The sequence below is a fragment of the Haladaptatus sp. HS23 genome (assembly GCF_056892285.1).
Genome location: NZ_JBXGLH010000005.1, coordinates 211,064 through 231,000 on the forward strand (window position 1 = coordinate 211,064; position 19,937 = coordinate 231,000).

The following is a 19,937-nucleotide window of genomic DNA, read 5'->3' on the forward strand; positions in this document are numbered from 1 at the left end:
TTAGAGGGACGGTGAACACTCGCTCAGTTCCCGTTCGACGTTCTGGACCGTCCGATCGAGTTGTGAGACGAACTCCTCGACCGACCCTTCGTTGACACGGTATTTAGGACTGTCCAGACTCACTGCGCCACAAACGCGACCGTCGGGGTGATGAACCGGTTTTGCGACGGAATAGAGGCCACTGACGGCTTCTTCATCGTTGACGGCATATCCACGTTCCCGCGTCTCTTCGAGTTCCGTAAAGAGTTCGTCGGGAGTGGAGAGGGAGTGTTCGGTTTCATCGGGAAGTCCCCACTGCTCTATTATCTTCTCTACGCGGGGCCGAGTGAATTCGGCGAGGATAGCCTTTCCCGACGCGGTGTTGTGCATATAAAACGTCCGTCGGTCACTGAGAAACGACGATTGTGTATCGTAGAGTTCGCTATACAGAGACACTACCCGTCCGTGCTCTTCGACGCTGAAATCCGGTATTCGATCCGTTCGGTCGTTGAGAGCGCTGATCTCGCCCTCGGCGATTTCGTACACGTCCTTGCGAGAGATGACGTACTCACCCAATTCGAAAAACTTCAACCCTAAATGATAGAATTCACCCTCTTTGACGACGTATCGCTCGTTTCGAAGCGTCGTGAGATGGGCGTGGACGGTACTTTTCGACAGGTTGAGTTCCTCGGTCAATCCGCGCAATCGAATGCCGTCGTGTGTACGGATCATCTCTATAATCGCCAATGAAGTTTCCGTAGTAGAGACCGACGAAGATGATTTTCCACTTCGATTATTCATGAGCACAGATATCATGGGACATCATTAAAATGTTCGCCACAACCGAACTGAGTTAAACATCGGACACCGTCACTACAAGTCCCGGTTGTAGTCTACTCCCCGTCCTCGAAGCCCTTGCTACTCTTGCACACGATGTACCGAGTTGTGGAGAGAGGGACTATTATATGTGAACTCTCGACGAGGAGGTAGGGTTCTCACCTCCGTATATAAGCCGAGATATTATATCTGATAGTATATGACGGAACGAACATCCCCACCACTTAAAAGTGCGAAAGAACCAAATCAAAATAGCTCTCTCACCACAATGTTTTCATAAAATTGGCGTAAAAACTTTAATATCCAATACTCTCTACCCATGGATTATGTTCGCACGTCTCACGAAGTCACGAATCGGTCGAATCATGATTCCCGCGATCGTCTTCCAATCGGTTAGCGTCGGCGGTGGATTCTCGACCGGACGGGAGGTGGTGGAGTACGTCGCGAAGTTCGGGGCGCTCGGGGGCGTCGCGATTCTCACCTACGTGACGGTCCTCGCGATTTGTGGCGCCCTCGTCTACGAGTTCTCGAGAAAGTTCGAACTGTACGATTACAAGTCGCTCATGAAGAACCTCATTTGGCACGGATGGCCCGTCTTTGAGGCCATCTACGTGATATTGGCCGTCGTCATCATCGCCGTCGTCGCCTCCGCGGGGGGCAACCTGATGAATCAAATCCTCGGCGTCCCGGTATTCGCCGCGAACGTCCTCCTCATCGGGTTCATCTTCTTCGTTCTCTACTTCGGACGCGAAGCCATCGAACGGTTCAGCGTCTACGGTACCACGTTCATCTATGCGGTTTATCTCACCATGTTCGGATACGTCCTCTTCAACAGCGGCGGACAGGCAATCGAGGTTCTTCAAAACGGGAGTACGGCATACGTAGATGACCCGAGCGTCGTCGCTGCCGTCAAATCCGCGCTGGTCTACGCCGGATACTCGCTCATCGGATTCATTCCACCGCTCTTCCTCATTGACCGGATGGAGAGCCGCTCGGAAGCGGTCGTATCGGGCGTCTTGAGTGCGGTGATGCTCGCGATTCCGCTCGTCCTCTCGTACCTGTCGCTGCTGGCGTACTACCCCAACGACGGTGTGATGGGGGCATCCGTACCGTGGTTGGCGATGCTCGACCCGCCCGTTCTGTTAGTTGCCTATGGACTGGCGATAGGGTGGACGCTGACCGAAACGGGCGTGGGGTTCGTCCATTCCATCACGGAACGCATCGACGAAAATATCGGCGAGTCGGAACACCGGTTCTTCGCGGCGAGGGACGGTCTCTCTTCCCTGGAGCGTGGGTCCATCGGACTCCTGATTCTCCTCGGCGCGATACTGCTATCTCGAATCGGTATCATCAGCCTCGTCAGCGAGGTGTATCCGGTTTTGGCGGTGTTATTCACTGCCGTACTCGTCGTTCCCCTGCTCACCGTCGGACTCTATCGTCTCTTGAATCCCTCGTGGAAACAGGAGTTCTGGCCGGGACGAACGACCGACACCCAAAGTAGGGGCGTCGAGATGGAGCAGGCCGAATAATGTACGGGTGGAGAAATCGAATGGGGCTGGTCGTAACCTCGTCCGATAGAACGAGCGAGGGGGAGTACTTCCGACATACGCCCGACGGCGTCTCCGTCCATGCCTCCCGCATGCTACTCGAGGATGGGATTGCTGATACGGACACGCTAGAGCAGATGGCACAGGACGTCGAGCGCTGTGCAAAATTGCTCGAGACGACGGACGTCGACGTAATCGCATACTCCTGTACGACCGGGAGTCTGCTCGAGGGCGAGGGATTCGAAACGGAAATCGAGCAGCGAATCGAAGACGTTGCGGATGTGCCCGCGGTTGCGACTGCGGCGTCGGTCAAGCGAGCGCTTGAGACGCTCGATATCGAATCGATCACCGTTGCGACACCGTACATCGAGGAACTCAACGAGTTGGAAGTCGACTTTCTGGAGGAGTCGGGCTACGAAGTCCTCGACATTTACGGCTTGGGATGCCGAACTGACGAAGAGATTTGTGCCCACCATCCGGAGAGGGCGTATCGACAGGCGCGGCGTATGGACCGTAGGGATGCAGACGGGATATTCATTAGCTGTACGGGGTACCGAACGTTCGAAATCATCGAGCGATTGGAACGGGACCTCGGGAAACCGGTCGTGACGAGCAATCAGGCGACCCTATGGGACGCACTTCGGACCATCGGCGTCGATTACTCGGAAATCGACTTAGGCGCGCTCTTTCGACGCTGAATTCTCGGACGTGAGCTGATTTCCACGTCGATTTCGAGACGTGTGCGACAGAGAATCTCGGATTCACCGTCGGTTACGATAGCGCTGACATGGAAAGCCTACGAACAACACGGGTGATAGTAATTCAGTGTGACCGTACGCCATGAATTCATCCACGCCTGGCAGTATCAGCAACGTATATTTCGTTCTAGCATATGAACCACAGATACCCAAGCGAGTACAGATTTATTTCACAGTAACGGTCTTTTCACGCTCGATTGTGGCGCTGCCGATAACCTGTGTCTTACTGATTGCATCGTTTGCTACCTCAACCCGTGATCGAAGAAGGCTTGGCTGTCCCATCGTACGGCCTTGCGCAATACGAACGGTTTGCTCACCCTCCCCTTTCGAATTGAAGACTTCGTAATTCGTGAGGTATGCGGCGAGGGCACAGGCGGCTACCCCTGTGGCAGGATCTTCGACGTATCCCGCGCGACTCGGGAACTGTCGTGCTTCGATGTCGATTTCATCGTCTTCAGAAATAGCGAAGGGATAGAACCCCGTTGTCTCGTACTTATCACATATATCCCAAAGTGCTTCGAAATCTGGAGATAGATCGTTAAGTACCGCGGTGTTCTGAATCGGAACCAGTAGCTTGTGTCTGGATGTGGAGACGGAACGAATCGGGCCAAGTTCCGTCGCAATTTCGTCTACCGGGATGTTAAGCACCGCAGCGACATCAGCTATCGGAGGATTTGTATCGGCAAACGTTGGCTGGAATTGGTCAACCGCGATGTGGTGTGTTCCATCTCGTTCCTCACAATAGGCTGCGATGGGCCCAAGTTCTGTTTCGACACGGATTTCACCAGGATCGAGTAATCCGCGTTCGACCAAGACGGCGATGCAGGCGATCGTACCATGCCCACACATTTCCATTTCGTGATTCGGCACGAAAAATCGAATCCGCACACGATTTTCGGACGAGTCTAAGTCTCGAACGAATACGCTTTCTTGGTTCCACGTAGCGGCCAGAGAACGCATCTGTTCTGCCGTAAGGGAATTTGCATCGAGGACGACCGGGCAGGGATTTCCTCCATTTGGTCCGTCAGCAAACACCGAAGTACGGACTGCTGAAAAAGCCATTAAGATATTCTCCAAGTCACGGGCGATAAAACCACGGGTGGGTGCAGCTTAGCGATATCGTCCGTTCGTGTTTTCATTCGGTAGCTCTGTTGGTCGCTCTCGAAGTCGACGGGTGTGTAACAGTATGTAATAGTGAGTCGTATGCAAGTGGTCCGGGTTTACTGCCGCCTGAAATCAGAAGGGAACCCTCAATTACGGGAACGCTCCGTCGACGACGTCGTTCGTCAACGTTCCGATGCCATCGTATGTAATATGGACGGTTTGACCCGGTTCGATACCTCCGGGATTTTCGGGACTGCCGAGTGCGATGCAATCCCCCGGAGAGAGCGTAAATCGCTCCGAGAGATGGGCGACCAGTTCGTACGGATCGAACAACATCAGTTCGGTGTTCGATTCCTGTCGTTTCTCGTCATCGACGTACGTTTCCATATCGAGATCGGTCGGGTCGACGTCGGTTTCTATCCAGGGACCGAGCGGTGCGGACCCGTCGAACGCTTTCCGTGCGGTACGACTGACCTGATCCAAGGCATCGACGTCGTTCATGATCGTGTACCCGCGAACCACCGATGGAACCGCTTCGGGCGAGAGGTTCCGACAGCGTTCGTCGATGACGACGACCAGTTCACCCGCGTAGGTGAGTTCGCTCGTCCACGTCGGATACGGTATCGACTGCCCGTCCGCGAGAAGACTCGTCGCCGGTTTGATGAAGAAGTCGGGTTCCTCTGGTTGTTCGTAATCCATCTGTTCGAGCGTCGTCGCGTAGTTCCGTCCGATACAGTAGAGTGCACTGGGGTTACAAGGCGGAAGCAATCGTCCATCGATACCGACCTCGTAGACGCCATCGTCGGCGTAGAGGGTCCCGTTCTCATATTCGCCGCAAACGGGACCGGTCGGGGTGAGCAGTCGTGCGAGTCGCATGACCGTAGGTATCATCATCTGCCGTAAAAGTGTTGAGTTCATCGTGTTCTCGATTCGAATTTCACCGGAATCGATGGGATCGAAAGACGCATCTTTTTCGTCCGGAATGGGTGTTCCCGGATAGCGGCCACTTCAAACCACAGGCGTTATTTATACCCGACTCTGACTCCAACTGTGACTACGTCCGATTCGTCTTTTGACGATGAACCAAAATTAGCGAGCAGTGGGTACCGAATTACCGTCGATGAGGGCCGCGAGTCGTTTTTTGCGATTTGCATCGAAGAGCCTGGAAGTGAGACGGCGTGGATTATGTCGGACACCGTTCGGTCGCTGGATGCGATGCGGTAGCCATCGGTTCGTTACGAACATCTCCGATACCCGGTATGTTATCGACCCGTCGAGGGTTACAAACGTACTCATCCGCTCTTTAGAGCCTCTCGTTTCGGTGGCATCGATTCGGGACTGCCGGTTCTCTCTTTTCGAGGTCACGAACAGGGTCGTTCCACGACGCGTTCGTGCGTCTGTCCCCTCTTGATTGAAAAACAAAGAACTCCAAACGTGATATAATCAATCCACGACACAAATTTTTATATTTATTTCGAATCTGGAACATGGCCATAAAATCTTAAACTGCAGCCTATGGGTATTCTCGTGATGGCTCCAGACCGACAAAACCGAACTGCTGCAAGTCGTCGTTCGTATCTCAAATTCGCTGGTGTTGCCGTAGGCTCGACCGCACTGGCCGGGACGAGCGTGGCCGCGTCAACCGATCTCGAAGACCAGTACGGGACGGTTATCGACGTTACCGATGAAGGCGCGGACCCCAACGGGAACGAATCTATTTCCCCGATCATCGAGGAATTGGCGGAGAGTGATACGCTGTTGCGATTCCCGAGCGGGGAGTACTATATCGATAAACGGATTCGCGTCACCGGCTGCAATAACTTCGGAATGGTCGGAGACGACGCGACCCTCGTTCCGGCCTCGTTCGACGAGTTCGACGACAGCGACGACTGGAACTACAAACTGTTCCAGCTCGGCGTCGACTACGACCCCGTGACGGACCTCAGGGTGGAGAACTTCACGGTCGATATGAGCGGTGACGAAACCGGCGTTCGAGTCCTCGATGTGGACGCTGATGACGGATTGATCGTCCGCGACATCGACGTCACCGGCACACACGACAGCGGTGCGTGGGGTCCCGGGCGGTTCGTAATCACCGACCCCGACGGCACGGGTCTCGTCGAACGGTTCTCGGCCCCCGACGGCGCGGTTGCGACGGAGAACGCACCGGGCGATAGATTGGAATGGGGACCGACCGGAATACTGTGTAACAACAACGAAGGGACGATCACCTTCCGCGACTGTGTTCTCGGTTCGTTCCCGGACCACGGACTGTATGCGTCCAATGGAACGGGGTCCGTCCACGTCGAAGGTGGTCGCTACCAGAACAGTATGGGGGCGAACGTCCGCATCGGCGGCACCAACAGCAGAGTCGAGGACGTGACGATCATCATCGACGAAGAAGGCGGGGCCGACCGCGCCCAACAAGGGCTTCGCTACGATAATGGAGACCACGTCGTTGCGTCCAACGTCGACGTCCAATCGAGCGTTTCCGATAGCCCGGCCGTGTGGGTCGCCAAAAACGCCGAACGGAGCCATTTCAACAACAGCACCATCACGGTGGAAACCGAGGATGGGGTCCCCGCGATCATGGTTCGGCCAGGTTCGGGAAGGGCGTTCATCCAACGTTGTGACATCACACACGAGGCTGGCGGTGGTTCGGCCGTGAAGATCGGTGACGGTGAAGACGGCGTGAAACTCCTGGATACCAGCGTCACGGGGCAGGCAGAGACGAGCGGTACGTACGGCGCTATCTACAACGAACGCGATGACTCCCAGTTCCTCGGCCTTTCGGTCGACCATGGCGTTGACTCCGGCCGCCACGCGCTGATCAACAAGGCCGCAGACTGCACGATTCGTGGCGGCACGTACGTCTCCGAAAGTCACGCGCTCGTGGAGGGTGGCGACGGGACGTTGATAGAGGACGTCACTGCTCGCTCGCGAAGCGGGAAACCTGCTCTCCAAATCCTCGAAGACGCGGAGAACCTCACTCTCACGGACAACGATTTCGAGGGCGGTATCGAAGACGAACGGTGAGGTGAAACCGCGGGAGAAACACTCCTTTTGACCCGTAGTTCCAGATATTCGTGCAGATTGGCATGAGCCTTCGGCTAGCGACGAAGCGTTGCAATCGGTGAGCCACTATCCGCTTTGGGCACGGAGTTCGTCCATCTATAAATAACTCAGAATTTTTAATAATAAGTAAAAATAGCTAACGAACCAGCCAAAATACTGTTTACGTTCGTTCACGACTGATTCACTGTGGCGAGGCCGCTCTGGTAGAGGATCTGACGTCATCACTCGGGTCCGTCTGTGCCCCGCCACCTTACTTCCTACCATCCCGGAGTACTCCCGTCCTTTGTAGAGAGTATCGACCGGAGGTCGTCGAATGACGTTCCATCTCGGGAACGAACCGAGAGACACCGACGATTCGGCGTGCGTGGACTCGTGGTGTCGCTCTTGGGAGCGGGATAATACTACTTGTACTGGCGGTACGAATAGGCCCGACTTTCTCCGACGAACGGGGGTGGAATCGAACCACCGGGGCCACGGAGCGGCCGCCATCGACGCGGTGTCGATGGTGCTTCTACCAACAAGCGACCCGTTCCCGTGAAACGGTGTGTGGTCGTGCCAGCGGAACCACGCACCGTACGACGGTCATCAGACACGGCGATTCGTTCGTTAGCGATGCTCGAACGTCGCGGGACATGGCGACCTGACTGGCGTAGTGCGACGTTCGCAATTTTTCTATCGTCGGTGTCGATTATTGTTATGCGGTGCCTGACGACGGAGAAGGGGCGAACAAACCATGACTGTCGGCGTGTCGCTCGTGTTCATTTACGGCAGATATCAGACATCGAAACGAAGGCCTCCCAGTTGCACATCGTCGGGCGATCTCATCGTATTGGCTTTTCATGGACTCCATTTCGGACTTTGTGGATTCTGACCGTACACTCAATACGTACTGGAACCCGTAGGATGTGACTATATGGTCCGGAGAAACACCGAGCAGGCACCCACAGACGACCATGGTTCACTTCCGACGGCGTTCTGTTCCTGGTCCGGTGGCAAGGATAGCTGTTTCGCGTGTTTCCGCGCGATGAAGGAGTACGACGTCGACCGACTGGTACACATGGCGGTTCGTGACGACGCTCGGACGGGGTACGACGCGGTCGATGAAATACTGACAGCACAAGCCCAGTCGATGGGCATCCCCCTGATTCGGCGACGGGTCGACTGGGAGTCCTACGAACCGACCTACCGGGAAACGCTTTCGACCGTAGAATCCAGCACTGGTGTCTTCGGGAACGTCACTGGCCCGGAACTACGTGCGTGGGTCGACGACCTGTGCGACGACCTCGACCTGACTCCCGTCTACCCCCTCTGGGACGAGAACCCCGTCGAACTCTTTCGAACCTTCATCGAACGAGGATTCGAGGCTCGTGTGATAAAAATCGATACCGAGAGCGTTGCGGACCGCTGGCTCGGAGCGCCGCTCGACGAGGAGTTTCTCGAGTACCTGCTCGCGAACGACCTTCATCCGATGGGCGAGTACGGCGAGTATCATACCCTCGCGGTCGACGGACCGCTATTCGAGACGCGGATTCCCATACGAATCTCCGGTCGAACGACTACCGATAGCGCACTGATCGCAACCGTCGAACTCGATGACTGACTCCCGAGTGCTGGGTCGTCACTACCGCTGAACGGATTCGAAGGTAGTACAGAACTCGGTATCCGGCAGTGACCGTCGCCAGATGTTTCCCCGTAGAACTTGTTCAGTGGAGGTACGATGCACAACTCAGCGCCGGACGATACTGAATGCCCGCACTGTGGAACCCCGTACGACAAACTGGTCATCGTCGAACAAGGAGTGCGCTGGCGCGATCTTTTCCCTGGCACCGTTTTCGACTTTTTCACATCGTATCAGCGTCGGTGTACCGCTCGGTACGACGTGGAAAACGACTCCACACTCCCGGAGCGTAAACGAGCGGTTTACTTTCATTCTGACCGATAAGTCGTTGAATCACGAAACCCCCTTTCGTCGTGATGAAGATGATTCACGGGCCGACAGCGGGATTCACACACGCGATTCGAACACGCCGTCGAATGCCCGCTCGAGGATTCGTTTCATATCGTCTTTGTCCGTCAAACGGGATTGCCTGAGACTTCCGTCTTCGAGTGCCTGTTCTGCCAGCACCGGAATCGCCTCGCGTTCGGCGGCCGTCGCGTCCAACGTCTTCGGGATTCGAACCGAGTTACCGAGTTCGCGTACCGCACGAACGGCTTTGTAGGCATCCAGTTGCAACCGACGGTTGCGGTCGATGGATTCGCCCAACCCCTCGACGATGTCGCAGAACTCCTCGGGGACATGTGGCAGGTTGTACTCCATCACGTACGGGGGAAGGATCGCGTTAACCAGTCCGTGCGGGACACCGAACTGGCCGCCGACTTGATGTGCGAAGGATAGCGGTGCTTAGAGACGGAACGTACGTCGACCACTCATCCCACGATTTCCGGCCAAGTAGTGTCGCTACTGGTCTCGCGTGGCAGAGGCAACCAGCGACCGAAGTTAAAAACCCCGTGAAAAATACCTTGCAGTGACAGTCACTATCGTCTTGTCCGGGGTCGTATTCACGTTGTTCAATGGGGGATTTAATGCTCGTGTGCAAAGAGTGTGAGTGGTCGGCCGGAGATGACGGTATGGAAAAACCGACGGTAAACCGGAATGCGATCGAACATTTTTGCGAGACCGGGCATCCGATAACCGCCCCTGGTCCGGGAAAATGACCGTCACGAAGACAGCTATGACATGGCAGCGATCGCCTCTCGTCGAGCACGGGCCAACGGATATAACGTTCGCTGCTCCCTGGGTGAAACCATGACTGCAACGGTCGTCGAAGTCGAAATCCCCGCGATTGAATTCGCCCTCAGTGACTCGTTATCTACCATCGATGAACTGAGTTGCGAAGTCGAACGAGTCGTCGCTCATGACGACGACCGTATCATGCCCTTCGTCTGGATTACTGCCGATGACTCCCGTGAGAAGATAGAATCCACGCTTACCGATGACCCGTCGACCGAAGACATCGAATTACTCGCCGATTTAGGAGACGAGTGGCTCTATCAAATGGAGTGGATCAGTAAGGTCGAGTTGCTCGTTCGTGTCCTCGTGGAGGAAGACGGGACGATTTTAGCTGCGATGGGCAACGAACACGAGTGGAATCTTCGGATCGTCTTTCCCGAAAGGGATGCCCTCTCACGAACGTATCGTTACTGCCAAGATCGGGAGATGACGCTGAACGTCATCAACATCTATCAGTTGGAGGACGGTCGAAAGGGCCGCTTCGGACTCTCGGATGAGCAACAAGACACGTTGACACTCGCATTCGATCAGGGCTATTATCAAATCCCTCGAGACGCCGGTGCGACGGATCTCGCCGATGAATTGGACATCTCTCACCAAGCCGTGTCCGAACGATTGCGTCGTGGACACGAAAGCCTCGTCGAAAACGCACTCATTTTGGGAAAGGGAGCGGATGATCGGAACGGGAACTGAATAGTTCGACTCACTCGATTTCTCGGTGGAGAAGTACATCCTCCTCGTATCCACCGTCTGCCGGAATGCACTGGCATGAACAGTGACTAAAAGCGAATGGCTCCCGATAACCGAAGTCGTATCCTGTGACGCTAGCCGGTCACCGTGTTCAACGGGTCCACAATCGTTCGACCAGCAAAGCCGGGAAGCGTTCGGGGTGACGTCGAGTGTTGTTGCACCCGTCGAGTAGGGCTGGTGTCGCTGGTGTATCATCGCTCGCTTCGTTCCCTTAGAAGGGCCTTACATGCGCAAAGCAAACCTCCAGGTCGGTGAAACCCCTATCGATACGTATGGACCTTCAGTTCCGAGACCGCGTACGCGAGGTCGCCGAGGGCGCGAAAGAGGGAACGGAAGCCGCGTCACGCGCGGGCCGCAGCGTGGGAGTAACCGCCGCACGGGAGACGGTCAACACTGGGACGACTGCGTACGACGAGCTATCGCGTGCCGTCAAGTCGGCGAGGGAAACCGCCGATACCGTTCGTGAACGTGTGAGCGACCTCGATCCCGAACTGGTTCCGGACTCGTTGGCGCTGGCCGCGACGACGGACCGGTCGGCGGCGACGCTCGCGACCGAAATCCGGCAGTTCGTCGACGCGGTTGACCACCGCTACGCGGCTAAGAGTGCGCTCCGAGGGGCGCGCCGTGGATACATCGCCGGACCGTACGGCGCGGTTCTGGGGGGCGGAGTGGGAACCGTGTACGGTGCGTACAGCAGCACCCGTACGGCGTTCGACCCCGACGAATCACCGCAATCGTTCGTCGAGGAGGACGACATCGAGCGGTATCTGGACGGTGTTCAACACGCGAGGACGGGATACGAGGTCGGCAAACGGTTCGGGACGAAGGGGAAAGTCGCGGGAGCGGCCATCGGTGCCGGAGTTTCGACCCTCCCACTGCTCGTCGAACGAGTGTCCAAGGGCGCGAACGCCGACGATGACGGGGGAGCACGGCGATAAGCGAACGAACGTGGTTACCAAGTCGATAGCCGACCGAACGGCGGCCCTCCCACCCCGTTCTCTCTACGAGTGACCCGTGCAAAACGACCTTTCAGGTGTGGAACGTCGTCGTCGAAACGGGGTGGGTATCTCTACAGGGCGAAAAGGGAGGACTCAGTCGATTTCTCCTGCGAGCGATATCGCTTCGTCAAGCGACAGCTCTCGGGAGCTCGTGTGGAGCCGTTCTACCAATCGCTCGATTCGCCCTTCGGTGGCTTGTCTGTCGCTCCGTTCCAAGAGCCGTCGTGCGGCACTTCGGCCAGTCGCGTTCCCGAAGAGAAGTCGTCGGTTACCACCGAACCGAGCCGGGTCGAACGGCTCGAACGTACTCGGTTCGTCCAACATCGCTGCGGTGTGGAGACCGGACTCGTGGGAGAACACCTCCTCCCCGAGGAGCGATTTTTCGGGTTGTACGACCTCGTCCAATGTAGTGAGAACACTCCTCGTGACGGGAAGTAACTCGTCTTCGGTGATAGCGACGTCAATCGACTCGTCCCCGACGATAGCCGCGGCGACGAACTCTTCGAGTGCTGCATTCCCGGCCCGTTCACCGAGACCAGCGACCGAGAGGTCTACTTTTTCGACGCCACAACGGGCGGCGGCCAATGCGTTTGCCGTCCCGACGCCGAGGTCGTCGTGGAAGTGGACACCGACGGAGGAGAGTTCGGTGTCGAGTGCTTCGAGGTGAGTTCCGACACCTGCCGGTGTCCGACTGCCGACCGTATCCGCAATCGTGTAGAGTTCTGCGTCGACGGCAGCGAACAAGTCGTCGAGAGCTGATGGCTCCGTTCGGAACCCGTCCATCGCACTGAAATGTACCTCGACACCGTGTTCGTGGGCGACGTCGGCGGCCTCGATTACCGTTTCCGCCAGTTCGGTTCGGTCTATTCCGAGGACGTGGTCGAGTTGACGCTCGCTCGTCGGGGCGAAGAGGTCGACGACGTCTACCCCGGCTTCGATTGCGGCCATCACATCGCTCGGAATCGAACGGGCGAGTCCAGTGATGGAGGCGTTCAAATCGGTGCGCTCACAGACCGCGGCCGTTCGACCGTCTGCAACCGGGAACCCGATCTGTATGTAGTCCACACCGAGCGAATCCAGTTCTCGCGCCGCGGTGACTTTCTGGTCGACCGAATAGTGGACACCGGGCCGTTGCTCTCCTTCACGTAGCGTGAGATCGAGGAGTTTCATACGATTCCATCCTTTCGAAGCCGTTCGATGTGCTCCGTATCATAGCCAACTGCGGCAAGGACAGCGTCGGTATCCTCGCCTAACGCCGGCGGGTCGGTGGACTCGACTCGGTCGAATCCAGTGGTGTGGGCCGGGAATCGCGGAGTCCGTATCCGATCCCCGTCGCCTTCCGTCGCTCGGACTTCACCGAGAGCGTCGGTCGCTTCGAGATGCGGGTCAGCAGCGATATCGGCGGTATCGTTCACCGGTGCCACCGGAACGCCGGCCGCCTGTAGGCGTTCGACCAAGTCCGTTGCGGTGTAGGCGTCACAAATCGATTGGACGCGCTCGCTGAGTGCTTCGCGGTTCTCGAGCCGGTCCGAGAGCGTTTCGAACCGTTCGTCCGTGTGCAGGTCGACGTCGAGTGCCTCACAGAAGCGCAGCCACTGTTTCTCCGACGACGGTCCGATGAACACCCACCGGTCGTCTTTGGACCGGAAGACGTCGTAGGGGGCCCATCCGGGATGACTCGCGCCCATCGGCTCGGGAACGTCGTCGTACGCTTGGGTGTACGCTAACCAGTATCCCATCAGTGCGACGGTACTCTCGAAGAGCGGGACGGTTACGTGCTGGCCGTCGCCGGTCGCGTCTCGTTGACGAATGGCTGCTACTATCGTAAGCGCTCCGTACAGTGACGCCGCCATATCCGAGAGGCTCGTCCCGGAGCGAGCGGGCGGTGTACCGGGATGCCCCGTGACGCTCATCACGCCGGAGAGCGCTTCGGCGACGGGGTCGAGCGCCGGGAACTTCTCGTACGGCCCCGGATTGAACCCCTTTATCGAACAGTAGACCAACGAGTCGTTGCTCCGGCTCAAATCGTCGTAACCGACGCCGAGGCGGTCGGCGGTCCCCGAAGCGAAGTTCTCTACTAAAACGTCCGCTTCACCGACGAGGTCACGGAAAACGGCAGTTCCTTCTTCGGATTTGAGGTCGACGGTGATACCGAGCTTGTTTCGATTGACGTAGTTGAACGAGCTATTGCCGATCGGACTCGAATCGCGGACGGCGTCGCCTCGCTCCGGGTGCTCGACCTTGATGACTTCGGCGCCCAGGTCGGCCAACAACATCGAACAGAACGGCCCGGCGATGATATGGCCGAGTTCGAGAACCGTGACGTCCGAGAGCGGTTGACCGTCCGCGCCGGGAAGTAAGTCGGGGGCGATTCGGCCGCCGTCCGTTCGAACGTCGCTATCGTCACGAGGGTCGGGTGAGTGCTGCTCAGTAGTTTCGTCTGTTGGACTGGTCTCCGTGGGTCGATTGTCGTCTATCATTTTTTATTTCGTACTGATTACCGCTGCTGTTTCGGGGAGTGATTCGTGAGTTCGTCACCGTAACAAATCGTTTTCCCGTCGTCATCGAACACGAACAGGTCGTCCTCGTCGAACCCGACGACGACTTCGTCCCCGTGACTGACGTGCCCGAGAGTGGGAGACACGACATCGACGTTGTTGCCGGCGGTCGACCGTCCGTGGACGACGAACTCCGTCCCGAGTTGCTCGACGACGTCCACGATTACGGTGAATCGATGCTCACCGCCGTCGGGGGAGAGGTACTGCGGACGGATTCCGAGGGTGATCGATTCGCCGATGCGGTTCGCAAAGTGCTCGGCCGGAGCCGGTATTTCGAACCCGTCTCCATCGAGGACATACGAGCCGTCGTGTTCGACGACCGTCGTGGACAGAAGGTTCGTCGAGGGGGTTCCGATGAATCGGCTGACGTACTTCGAGACGGGACGGTCGAACAACTCGCCCGGCGGGGCGAACTGTTCGAGTTGCCCGTCGTTGAGGAGGACGACGTGGTCGCTCATCGTCATCGCTTCCGTCTGGTCGTGCGTGACGTAGACCATCGTCGCGTCGAGCTCCTGATGCAACCGCTGGACCTCGACGCGAAGTTCGGCCTTCAGTTGCGCGTCGAGGTCACTCATCGGTTCATCGAGCAGGAGTATATCGGGGTCTTGGACGAAGGCCGAACCGAGTGCCACTCGTTGTTGCTGTCCCCCCGAGAGCTCTGCGGGCATCTTCTCCAGTTGCTCGGAGATCTGAAGCACCGTCGCGGCTTCCTCGATGCGACGGTCGCGCTCCTCGCGTGGAACCCCTTGGACCTTCAAGCCGTAGCCGATGTTCCGGTGGACCGTCATATGCGGGTACAGGGCGATGGACTGGAAGACCATCGCACAGTTCCGGTCCTGGGGGGAGAGGTCGGTAACGTCCTGCTCTCCGAATGCTATCCGACCGTTCGAGGGCGTTTCTAAGCCGGCGATCATTCGCAGTGTCGTCGTTTTGCCACAGCCGGATGGCCCGACGAGCGTCGTGAACGACCCCTCGGGAATCGACAGCGAGAGGTCATCGACGGCGACGTGGACCGCACCGGCGGATCGGTACTCCTTGTGAACTGAGTCGAGGTGGATTGGACGTGCCATTATTCGAGACCTCCGACGTTGAAGCCCTGCAGCAAGTAGTTCTGTAGGAACAGGGCGATGAGGAACGGCGGGATGCAGATCAATAGCGAAACCGCCATCGTCTCGCCCCAGCCGATAGTAACACGGTCGAGAAACAGGCTCGCCCCGACCGTGATGGTGTACATCTGGTCGCTGCTCATGACGACGCGGGCCATGGTGAAATCGTTCCACGCGACGGCGAATGCGAAGATGGACGCCGAGATGTACCCCGGCCGAGCGACCGGAAGAACGACGTCCCAGAGCGTGCGCGTTCGACTCGCTCCTTTGGTCCACGCGGACTCCTCCAGCGATATCGGAATCGTCTGGAAGTACTGCCACATGAGCCAGATGGTGAACGGCGCGGAGATGCCGGTCAGCGCCATCGCCAGCGCGAAGTAGCTGTTCAGTAATCCGAGCGTGTAGAAGATGACGTACAGCGGTATCGCCAGCACGATCGGGCTGAACATGTACGCGAACAGCACTGCCCGCGCCGCTAATGTCTTCCCCGTGAAATCGAATCGGGTGAGGCCATAGCCCGCTGCGACCGCGAGCGCGGTGGACATCAGCGTCGAACTCGCGGTGACGATGACGCTGTTCGTGAAATACCGGACCGTGTTCGTTTCCTCGAACAGCACCCGGAAATTTCTGAACGTCACCGAATCGATCAACAGGTGGACCGCACCGCCTTCGAACACTGACGCGGGCGACTGCACCGCAATGGCGACCATGATGTAGACCGGGAACGTCACGAACACGGCCACCAGCAACGCCGTGAGGATTACCGCGATACGCTTAACCCGCTGTTGGAGACGTTGGGGGACAATCGACCCGGCGGCCCCTTCGCCGAACGGCATCAGCGAGCCACCTCCTTTTCGGGTTCGAACACGTAGAAATAGACCACGGCCACGCCTGCGAGGAGGAAAAACATGATTCCCGCGAGCGCCGTCGCGCCGCCGAAGTCGACCGCCTCGAACGCTATCTCGTACACGCGAATGGGTAAAGTCGTCGTCGCTTTCAGCGGACCCCCTCGCGTCGAGAGGTAGATGATGTCGAACTTGTTGAACATCCAAATCCCTCGCACGAGGAGGATGATGAGGATGGCTCCACGCAGGTGTGGAAGGGTGATGTCTCGGAAGGCTTGCCACGTCGAGGCACCTTCGACCCGCGCCCGTTCGTAGAGGTTCGGGTCGATGGCCTGCAACCGCGCTAAGAGAATGAAGAATGCGAACGAGCCGAACTTCCACACGCTGGTGATGACCACCGCGGGCATCGCCCATGTGATGGTCGAGAAGAACGCGATGGGGTCGTCGACGAGGCCCGCTTGAACGAGCCATTGGTTGAGAACGCCGACGTTCGGGTCGAGGATGAACTTCCAAATGAAGATGACGACCAGTGTGGGGAGGAGATACGGGAATATCATCATCGTCCGGAGGACGCTTCCGCCTCGAATCTCCTGATTCACGACGAGCGCGAGGCCGAGGCCGACGAGCAGGCTAAGGACGGTCGTCGAGAGTGCATAGACAACGCTGTGCCACAGGAATATCGGGAAGTCACTGCTCGTTAGGATGTCGATGTAGTTCCAGAGCCCCGTGAACGTCGCCGCGCCGGTCGGGTCGTGGAGGAGGCTCATCCAAAGGGCGTATCCGATGGGGATGAGCCAGACGACCGTAAAGAACGCCGTGAACGGGATGAACGTCACCAACAGCAACAACTGGCGCTCGTCGAGGCGACTGAACGAGGATTTGAGGGAAGCTGCCGTACTCATGGGAGTCGGTGATTACCCCTGAAGCCCTCGGAGCTTTTTTGCGACCCAATCGACGGTCTGCTCGGGGGATTTCCCCCCCACGAGCATCTGTTCGGACGACTGGCCGAACACCTGTTGACCGTACGCGTCGGCGGCGACGATGTTCGGCTGACCGTTCTTGCCCGTCGCCAGAATCGACGTGAACGCGTCCCAATTGTTCCGAACGAGGTCGAGTACGTCCGTGTGTTGGTTGATCGTCTCGTTGTTTTTCACCGCGTCGCTGTTCAGCATCTTCTTCGTCGGCGGGAACTGGAACAGCGGCGCGGAGAGGACGAAGTCCATGAACTTGTCCGACTTGCTGAAGAAGTCCACGAACTTCTTCGCACCTTCCGTGGCCTTGCCGCTCTTCCAAACCACGTGTCCCTCCATGTACGCCCACCACTTCTCCTGCTTCTTGCTGCTCGGAACGGGGAACGGGGTCGGTGACAGTTTATCGACGAGGTCCGGTCGATTGGAAGCGATAGTGAGTATCGGCAGTCCACCGACGCTCATGATGGCCGCGGCGTTCTCCTGTTGGAGTGCGGCGATTGCGTCGCCCCACTCCCACCCTGCTCCGTTCGGCGAGTACTCCGCCATCTGCTGTATCCATTCGTACGTCTCGACGGCGCGTTTTCTGTTGTCACCCTCGTCGATGGCGACTTTGATATTATCGGACGGTCCGCTGTAGAGGTTGACGTCGTTTTGCCAGTGGTATTGGGTGATCTGCGTGTCGGCGTTGTTCGTCTGCCCCGACTGCACGACGTATCCTTTGATTCCCTCCTGTTCGGAGACGCGTTTCGCTTCGGACGCCCATTTCTCCCACGTCGTGGGGTTCTCCTGATAGAGGTCGTTGCGGTACCATCCCATCAGGGGCTCGACCATGGTCGCGGCGAAGTACGACTCGCCATCGACGTTGACCGGGTCCGGAAGGCCGGTCCCTTGGACCGCATCACTGACCGGTGCGAGATTGCCGTTTCGATGATACCGGTACGCGTCCGCCGACGTGTCGAAGACGATGTCCGGGGGGTTGCCCGCCGCCTTCATCTTCTGTAACTGCTCGTCGGTCGATTTCCCCTTGGAGGTGTACGTGACTTCGACCGTGTAATCGTGTTTTGTTTCGAACTCCGAGATTATCTGGTCGATGACGTCCTTCGAATCGCCACGATCCGAGAGATACTGGATTTTCTTCGACTGGTCGCCGTTCCCTTCGCCGTTCCCTCCTCCGTCCTCCCCTTCCTTCGACCCGCTATCGTCCGGTCGGCTGGTACATCCCGCGGCCGCGACTATCGATCCGGTTCCGGCTATCCGGAGAAACCGTCTTCGTGTTGTGGGCTCATGTGCCATGTTAATAGATGACACAACTAATGTGAGATGGGTTTCTCCCCTTCACTTGTTGGTTCTTTATATAGGGTATGATTTAGTTCGTACCCCTTGCCCGGAACTCGTGGTTTGCTCGCGGTTCACCTCTGCGTGACGCCTCGCTCCGAACGTCTTGATTCAGCACGTTTCCGAGCAGCGTCCGCTCCGCTTTTCGGAGGTGTTCGAGGAAGGTGGTGTGACTGATATCCAGTTCGGTAGCCAACGATTCCGCATCCCTCTCGCGCGGCCATTCGTAATATCCTCCGTCGAGGGCGGCATTGATCACTTCCGACTGTCTGTCCGAGAGGAGTCCTTCCGAGGCGCGATACGGCGTGAGCTGTTCGAGTTGTACGGTTCCAATCTCGCGAAGTTCGCTGACGATGTTTCGGAGGTCTTCCCGCCGGAAGACGATGATATTGAACACACGTTGTGTACCGCTCACCCGGTCCCACCATTGGAGCATGCCGTGATTTCGCCTGATGATGGGAAGGGCCCCACAGGAACGCTTGGTGAGCTTGATATGGCTCTCGTCGATCCGTTCGACGTGCTTTACCTGCTCGGAATTTTCGAACGCGTCGATGAATTCTTCGACTTTGTCACCTGCGTCGATGACGAAATTGAGATACTCGTCGTCGATGACCTCCTCGTGATTTGCGGTGAACGACGTGTTCCACCGACTCGTAACCTCACTGAGGATACAGTCCGTTTGCAGATCCAAGTATAGCTTTGCCCTGAACATTCGGTACCTATTGGCACACCTCTCGCATTAACGTTTGGAATTCGGCCGATTCGGGGCACTCCGATTTCGAGCTGGTTCGTGAATCAGCGTATTCGGCCCTTTTGCTATCGGATCAGGGATGTATTTCCGTATGAAATGAGCGACAACTACCGCGGCTTTCGATACTCTATAGAAGGGGATTAATATACGCACGAAACGAGATGTGGGAACAAATGAGCACTTCGGCAGTAACGAAGGGTTTCCCACACCCGTTAGAGAAATCCTCGTCCAACGACAAATCCTCCGTGACTTCGCAGGTCGTGTGTCTGTTTCCTTGTTATGTGGTACCACCTCACAAATAGCGTATATTGGATTCGCATCTGCATAAGGAAGAAGCTTGCAGATTCAGGGTGTTTCGGTATCTCATATCGATAGTGTCGTGCGGACACCGAGTGAGACTCGTTCCATTCGGTCGGTGTCGTTCATCCACTGCCTGCGGTTTATTCTTCCACACGTCGTTAAATATCGAACTGCCACAATCAGAAACCATCGCGGTTGAAAACAAACAAATATAGAAGCGGAGAAACGATCG

General features: G+C 57.2%; 18 protein-coding genes and 1 pseudogene. 8 read left to right on the forward strand and 11 right to left on the reverse strand.

Going from position 1 to position 19,937, the window contains the following annotated elements; all coding sequences use genetic code 11:
* Entirely contained in the window at window positions 1–795 is a 795-nt protein-coding gene (locus tag AC1XDK_RS15735) for an IclR family transcriptional regulator (RefSeq protein WP_483350868.1), read from the reverse strand.
* A 347-nt stretch (window positions 796–1,142) separates the two neighbouring features.
* On the opposite strand from AC1XDK_RS15735, the gene AC1XDK_RS15740 reads away from it, so the two are divergent.
* On the forward strand, window positions 1,143–2,345 hold the full coding sequence (locus tag AC1XDK_RS15740) for a YkvI family membrane protein (protein ID WP_483350869.1): 1,203 nt from the start codon (window positions 1,143–1,145) through the stop codon (window positions 2,343–2,345).
* A gap of 20 nt (window positions 2,346–2,365) precedes the next feature.
* Window positions 2,366–3,061: a maleate cis-trans isomerase family protein gene (locus AC1XDK_RS15745; RefSeq protein WP_483350870.1), complete on the forward strand. Its 696-nt coding sequence runs from the start codon at window positions 2,366–2,368 to the stop codon at window positions 3,059–3,061.
* Window positions 3,062–3,286: 225 nt separating this feature from the next.
* Here the strand turns inward: AC1XDK_RS15745 and AC1XDK_RS15750 are convergent, their stop codons facing one another.
* Both AC1XDK_RS15750 and AC1XDK_RS15755 read right to left on the reverse strand, forming a co-directional pair.
* Window positions 3,287–4,183: a PhzF family phenazine biosynthesis protein gene (locus AC1XDK_RS15750; RefSeq protein WP_483350871.1), complete on the reverse strand. Its 897-nt coding sequence runs from the start codon at window positions 4,181–4,183 to the stop codon at window positions 3,287–3,289.
* A 192-nt stretch (window positions 4,184–4,375) separates the two neighbouring features.
* Window positions 4,376–5,101, reverse strand: coding sequence for a fumarylacetoacetate hydrolase family protein (locus AC1XDK_RS15755; protein ID WP_483350873.1), 726 nt, complete (start codon window positions 5,099–5,101; stop codon window positions 4,376–4,378).
* Window positions 5,102–5,755: 654 nt separating this feature from the next.
* Between AC1XDK_RS15755 and AC1XDK_RS15760 the strand changes: the two genes are divergently transcribed.
* The 4 genes from AC1XDK_RS15760 (at window position 5,756) to AC1XDK_RS15775 (ending at window position 9,242) form a co-directional block, all read left to right on the forward strand.
* On the forward strand, window positions 5,756–7,261 hold the full coding sequence (locus tag AC1XDK_RS15760) for a hypothetical protein (RefSeq protein WP_483350874.1): 1,506 nt from the start codon (window positions 5,756–5,758) through the stop codon (window positions 7,259–7,261).
* Window positions 7,262–7,613: 352 nt separating this feature from the next.
* Window positions 7,614–7,838, forward strand: a complete 225-nt coding sequence (locus tag AC1XDK_RS15765) for a hypothetical protein (RefSeq protein WP_483350875.1) — start codon at window positions 7,614–7,616, stop codon at window positions 7,836–7,838.
* A 375-nt stretch (window positions 7,839–8,213) separates the two neighbouring features.
* Window positions 8,214–8,900 (forward strand): Dph6-related ATP pyrophosphatase, encoded by a 687-nt coding sequence (locus tag AC1XDK_RS15770; protein ID WP_483350876.1) that lies wholly within the window; start codon window positions 8,214–8,216, stop codon window positions 8,898–8,900.
* Between the two features lie 117 nt (window positions 8,901–9,017).
* Complete coding sequence (locus AC1XDK_RS15775) at window positions 9,018–9,242, forward strand: hypothetical protein (RefSeq protein WP_483350877.1); 225 nt, start codon at window positions 9,018–9,020, stop codon at window positions 9,240–9,242.
* Between the two features lie 63 nt (window positions 9,243–9,305).
* On the opposite strand, the pseudogene AC1XDK_RS15780 reads toward AC1XDK_RS15775, so the two are convergent.
* Window positions 9,306–9,677, reverse strand: a pseudogene (locus AC1XDK_RS15780) (iron-containing alcohol dehydrogenase family protein); the annotation flags it as partial.
* 429 nt (window positions 9,678–10,106) lie between these two features.
* On the opposite strand from AC1XDK_RS15780, the gene AC1XDK_RS15785 reads away from it, so the two are divergent.
* Together AC1XDK_RS15785 and AC1XDK_RS15790 are read left to right on the forward strand one after the other, a co-directional pair.
* A complete protein-coding gene (locus AC1XDK_RS15785; RefSeq protein WP_483350878.1) occupies window positions 10,107–10,784 on the forward strand; it encodes a helix-turn-helix domain-containing protein in 678 nt (225 codons plus the stop codon).
* A 329-nt stretch (window positions 10,785–11,113) separates the two neighbouring features.
* Window positions 11,114–11,779, forward strand: coding sequence for a hypothetical protein (locus AC1XDK_RS15790; protein WP_483350880.1), 666 nt, complete (start codon window positions 11,114–11,116; stop codon window positions 11,777–11,779).
* 153 nt (window positions 11,780–11,932) lie between these two features.
* Here AC1XDK_RS15790 and AC1XDK_RS15795 read toward each other — a convergent pair whose 3' ends face one another.
* The 7 genes from AC1XDK_RS15795 to AC1XDK_RS15825 form a co-directional block, all read right to left on the reverse strand.
* Entirely contained in the window at window positions 11,933–13,009 is a 1,077-nt protein-coding gene (locus AC1XDK_RS15795) for a LeuA family protein (protein WP_483350881.1), read from the reverse strand.
* Window positions 13,006–14,319, reverse strand: coding sequence for a CaiB/BaiF CoA transferase family protein (locus AC1XDK_RS15800; protein WP_483350882.1), 1,314 nt, complete (start codon window positions 14,317–14,319; stop codon window positions 13,006–13,008). The genes AC1XDK_RS15795 and AC1XDK_RS15800 overlap by 4 nt, the downstream gene beginning before the upstream one ends.
* Window positions 14,320–14,336: 17 nt before the next feature.
* On the reverse strand, window positions 14,337–15,467 hold the full coding sequence (locus tag AC1XDK_RS15805) for an ABC transporter ATP-binding protein (RefSeq protein ID WP_483350883.1): 1,131 nt from the start codon (window positions 15,465–15,467) through the stop codon (window positions 14,337–14,339).
* Window positions 15,467–16,339 (reverse strand): carbohydrate ABC transporter permease, encoded by an 873-nt coding sequence (locus tag AC1XDK_RS15810; protein ID WP_483350884.1) that lies wholly within the window; start codon window positions 16,337–16,339, stop codon window positions 15,467–15,469. The genes AC1XDK_RS15805 and AC1XDK_RS15810 overlap by 1 nt, the downstream gene beginning before the upstream one ends.
* On the reverse strand, window positions 16,339–17,250 hold the full coding sequence (locus AC1XDK_RS15815) for a carbohydrate ABC transporter permease (protein ID WP_483350885.1): 912 nt from the start codon (window positions 17,248–17,250) through the stop codon (window positions 16,339–16,341). Before AC1XDK_RS15815 ends, AC1XDK_RS15810 begins: the two co-directional genes overlap by 1 nt.
* A 12-nt stretch (window positions 17,251–17,262) precedes the next feature.
* Window positions 17,263–18,612 carry an ABC transporter substrate-binding protein gene (locus tag AC1XDK_RS15820; RefSeq protein WP_483350887.1) on the reverse strand — a complete coding sequence of 450 codons (1,350 nt, stop codon included), beginning with the start codon at window positions 18,610–18,612 and terminating at the stop codon, window positions 17,263–17,265.
* 73 nt (window positions 18,613–18,685) lie between these two features.
* Complete coding sequence (locus AC1XDK_RS15825; protein WP_483350889.1) at window positions 18,686–19,366, reverse strand: helix-turn-helix domain-containing protein; 681 nt, start codon at window positions 19,364–19,366, stop codon at window positions 18,686–18,688.
* Window positions 19,367–19,937 lie beyond the last annotated feature (571 nt).

What these genes read in the sequence shown, in the direction of transcription:
- AC1XDK_RS15785 (WP_483350878.1), top strand. Translation starts at nt 10,107, where the DNA reads ATGACTGCAACGGTCGTCGAAGTCGAAATCCCCGCGATTGAATTCGCC.
- AC1XDK_RS15800 (WP_483350882.1), bottom strand. Translation starts at nt 14,319, where the DNA reads ATGATAGACGACAATCGACCCACGGAGACCAGTCCAACAGACGAAACT.
- AC1XDK_RS15770 (WP_483350876.1), top strand. Translation starts at nt 8,214, where the DNA reads ATGGTCCGGAGAAACACCGAGCAGGCACCCACAGACGACCATGGTTCA.
- AC1XDK_RS15755 (WP_483350873.1), bottom strand. Translation starts at nt 5,101, where the DNA reads ATGCGACTCGCACGACTGCTCACCCCGACCGGTCCCGTTTGCGGCGAA.
- AC1XDK_RS15825 (WP_483350889.1), bottom strand. Translation starts at nt 19,366, where the DNA reads ATGTTCAGGGCAAAGCTATACTTGGATCTGCAAACGGACTGTATCCTC.
- AC1XDK_RS15775 (WP_483350877.1), top strand. Translation starts at nt 9,018, where the DNA reads ATGCACAACTCAGCGCCGGACGATACTGAATGCCCGCACTGTGGAACC.
- AC1XDK_RS15815 (WP_483350885.1), bottom strand. Translation starts at nt 17,250, where the DNA reads ATGAGTACGGCAGCTTCCCTCAAATCCTCGTTCAGTCGCCTCGACGAG.
- AC1XDK_RS15745 (WP_483350870.1), top strand. Translation starts at nt 2,366, where the DNA reads ATGGGGCTGGTCGTAACCTCGTCCGATAGAACGAGCGAGGGGGAGTAC.
- AC1XDK_RS15735 (WP_483350868.1), bottom strand. Translation starts at nt 795, where the DNA reads ATGATATCTGTGCTCATGAATAATCGAAGTGGAAAATCATCTTCGTCG.
- AC1XDK_RS15795 (WP_483350881.1), bottom strand. Translation starts at nt 13,009, where the DNA reads ATGAAACTCCTCGATCTCACGCTACGTGAAGGAGAGCAACGGCCCGGT.
- AC1XDK_RS15750 (WP_483350871.1), bottom strand. Translation starts at nt 4,183, where the DNA reads ATGGCTTTTTCAGCAGTCCGTACTTCGGTGTTTGCTGACGGACCAAAT.
- AC1XDK_RS15820 (WP_483350887.1), bottom strand. Translation starts at nt 18,612, where the DNA reads ATGGCACATGAGCCCACAACACGAAGACGGTTTCTCCGGATAGCCGGA.
- AC1XDK_RS15760 (WP_483350874.1), top strand. Translation starts at nt 5,756, where the DNA reads ATGGCTCCAGACCGACAAAACCGAACTGCTGCAAGTCGTCGTTCGTAT.
- AC1XDK_RS15740 (WP_483350869.1), top strand. Translation starts at nt 1,143, where the DNA reads ATGTTCGCACGTCTCACGAAGTCACGAATCGGTCGAATCATGATTCCC.
- AC1XDK_RS15790 (WP_483350880.1), top strand. Translation starts at nt 11,114, where the DNA reads ATGGACCTTCAGTTCCGAGACCGCGTACGCGAGGTCGCCGAGGGCGCG.
- AC1XDK_RS15805 (WP_483350883.1), bottom strand. Translation starts at nt 15,467, where the DNA reads ATGGCACGTCCAATCCACCTCGACTCAGTTCACAAGGAGTACCGATCC.
- AC1XDK_RS15765 (WP_483350875.1), top strand. Translation starts at nt 7,614, where the DNA reads ATGACGTTCCATCTCGGGAACGAACCGAGAGACACCGACGATTCGGCG.
- AC1XDK_RS15810 (WP_483350884.1), bottom strand. Translation starts at nt 16,339, where the DNA reads ATGCCGTTCGGCGAAGGGGCCGCCGGGTCGATTGTCCCCCAACGTCTC.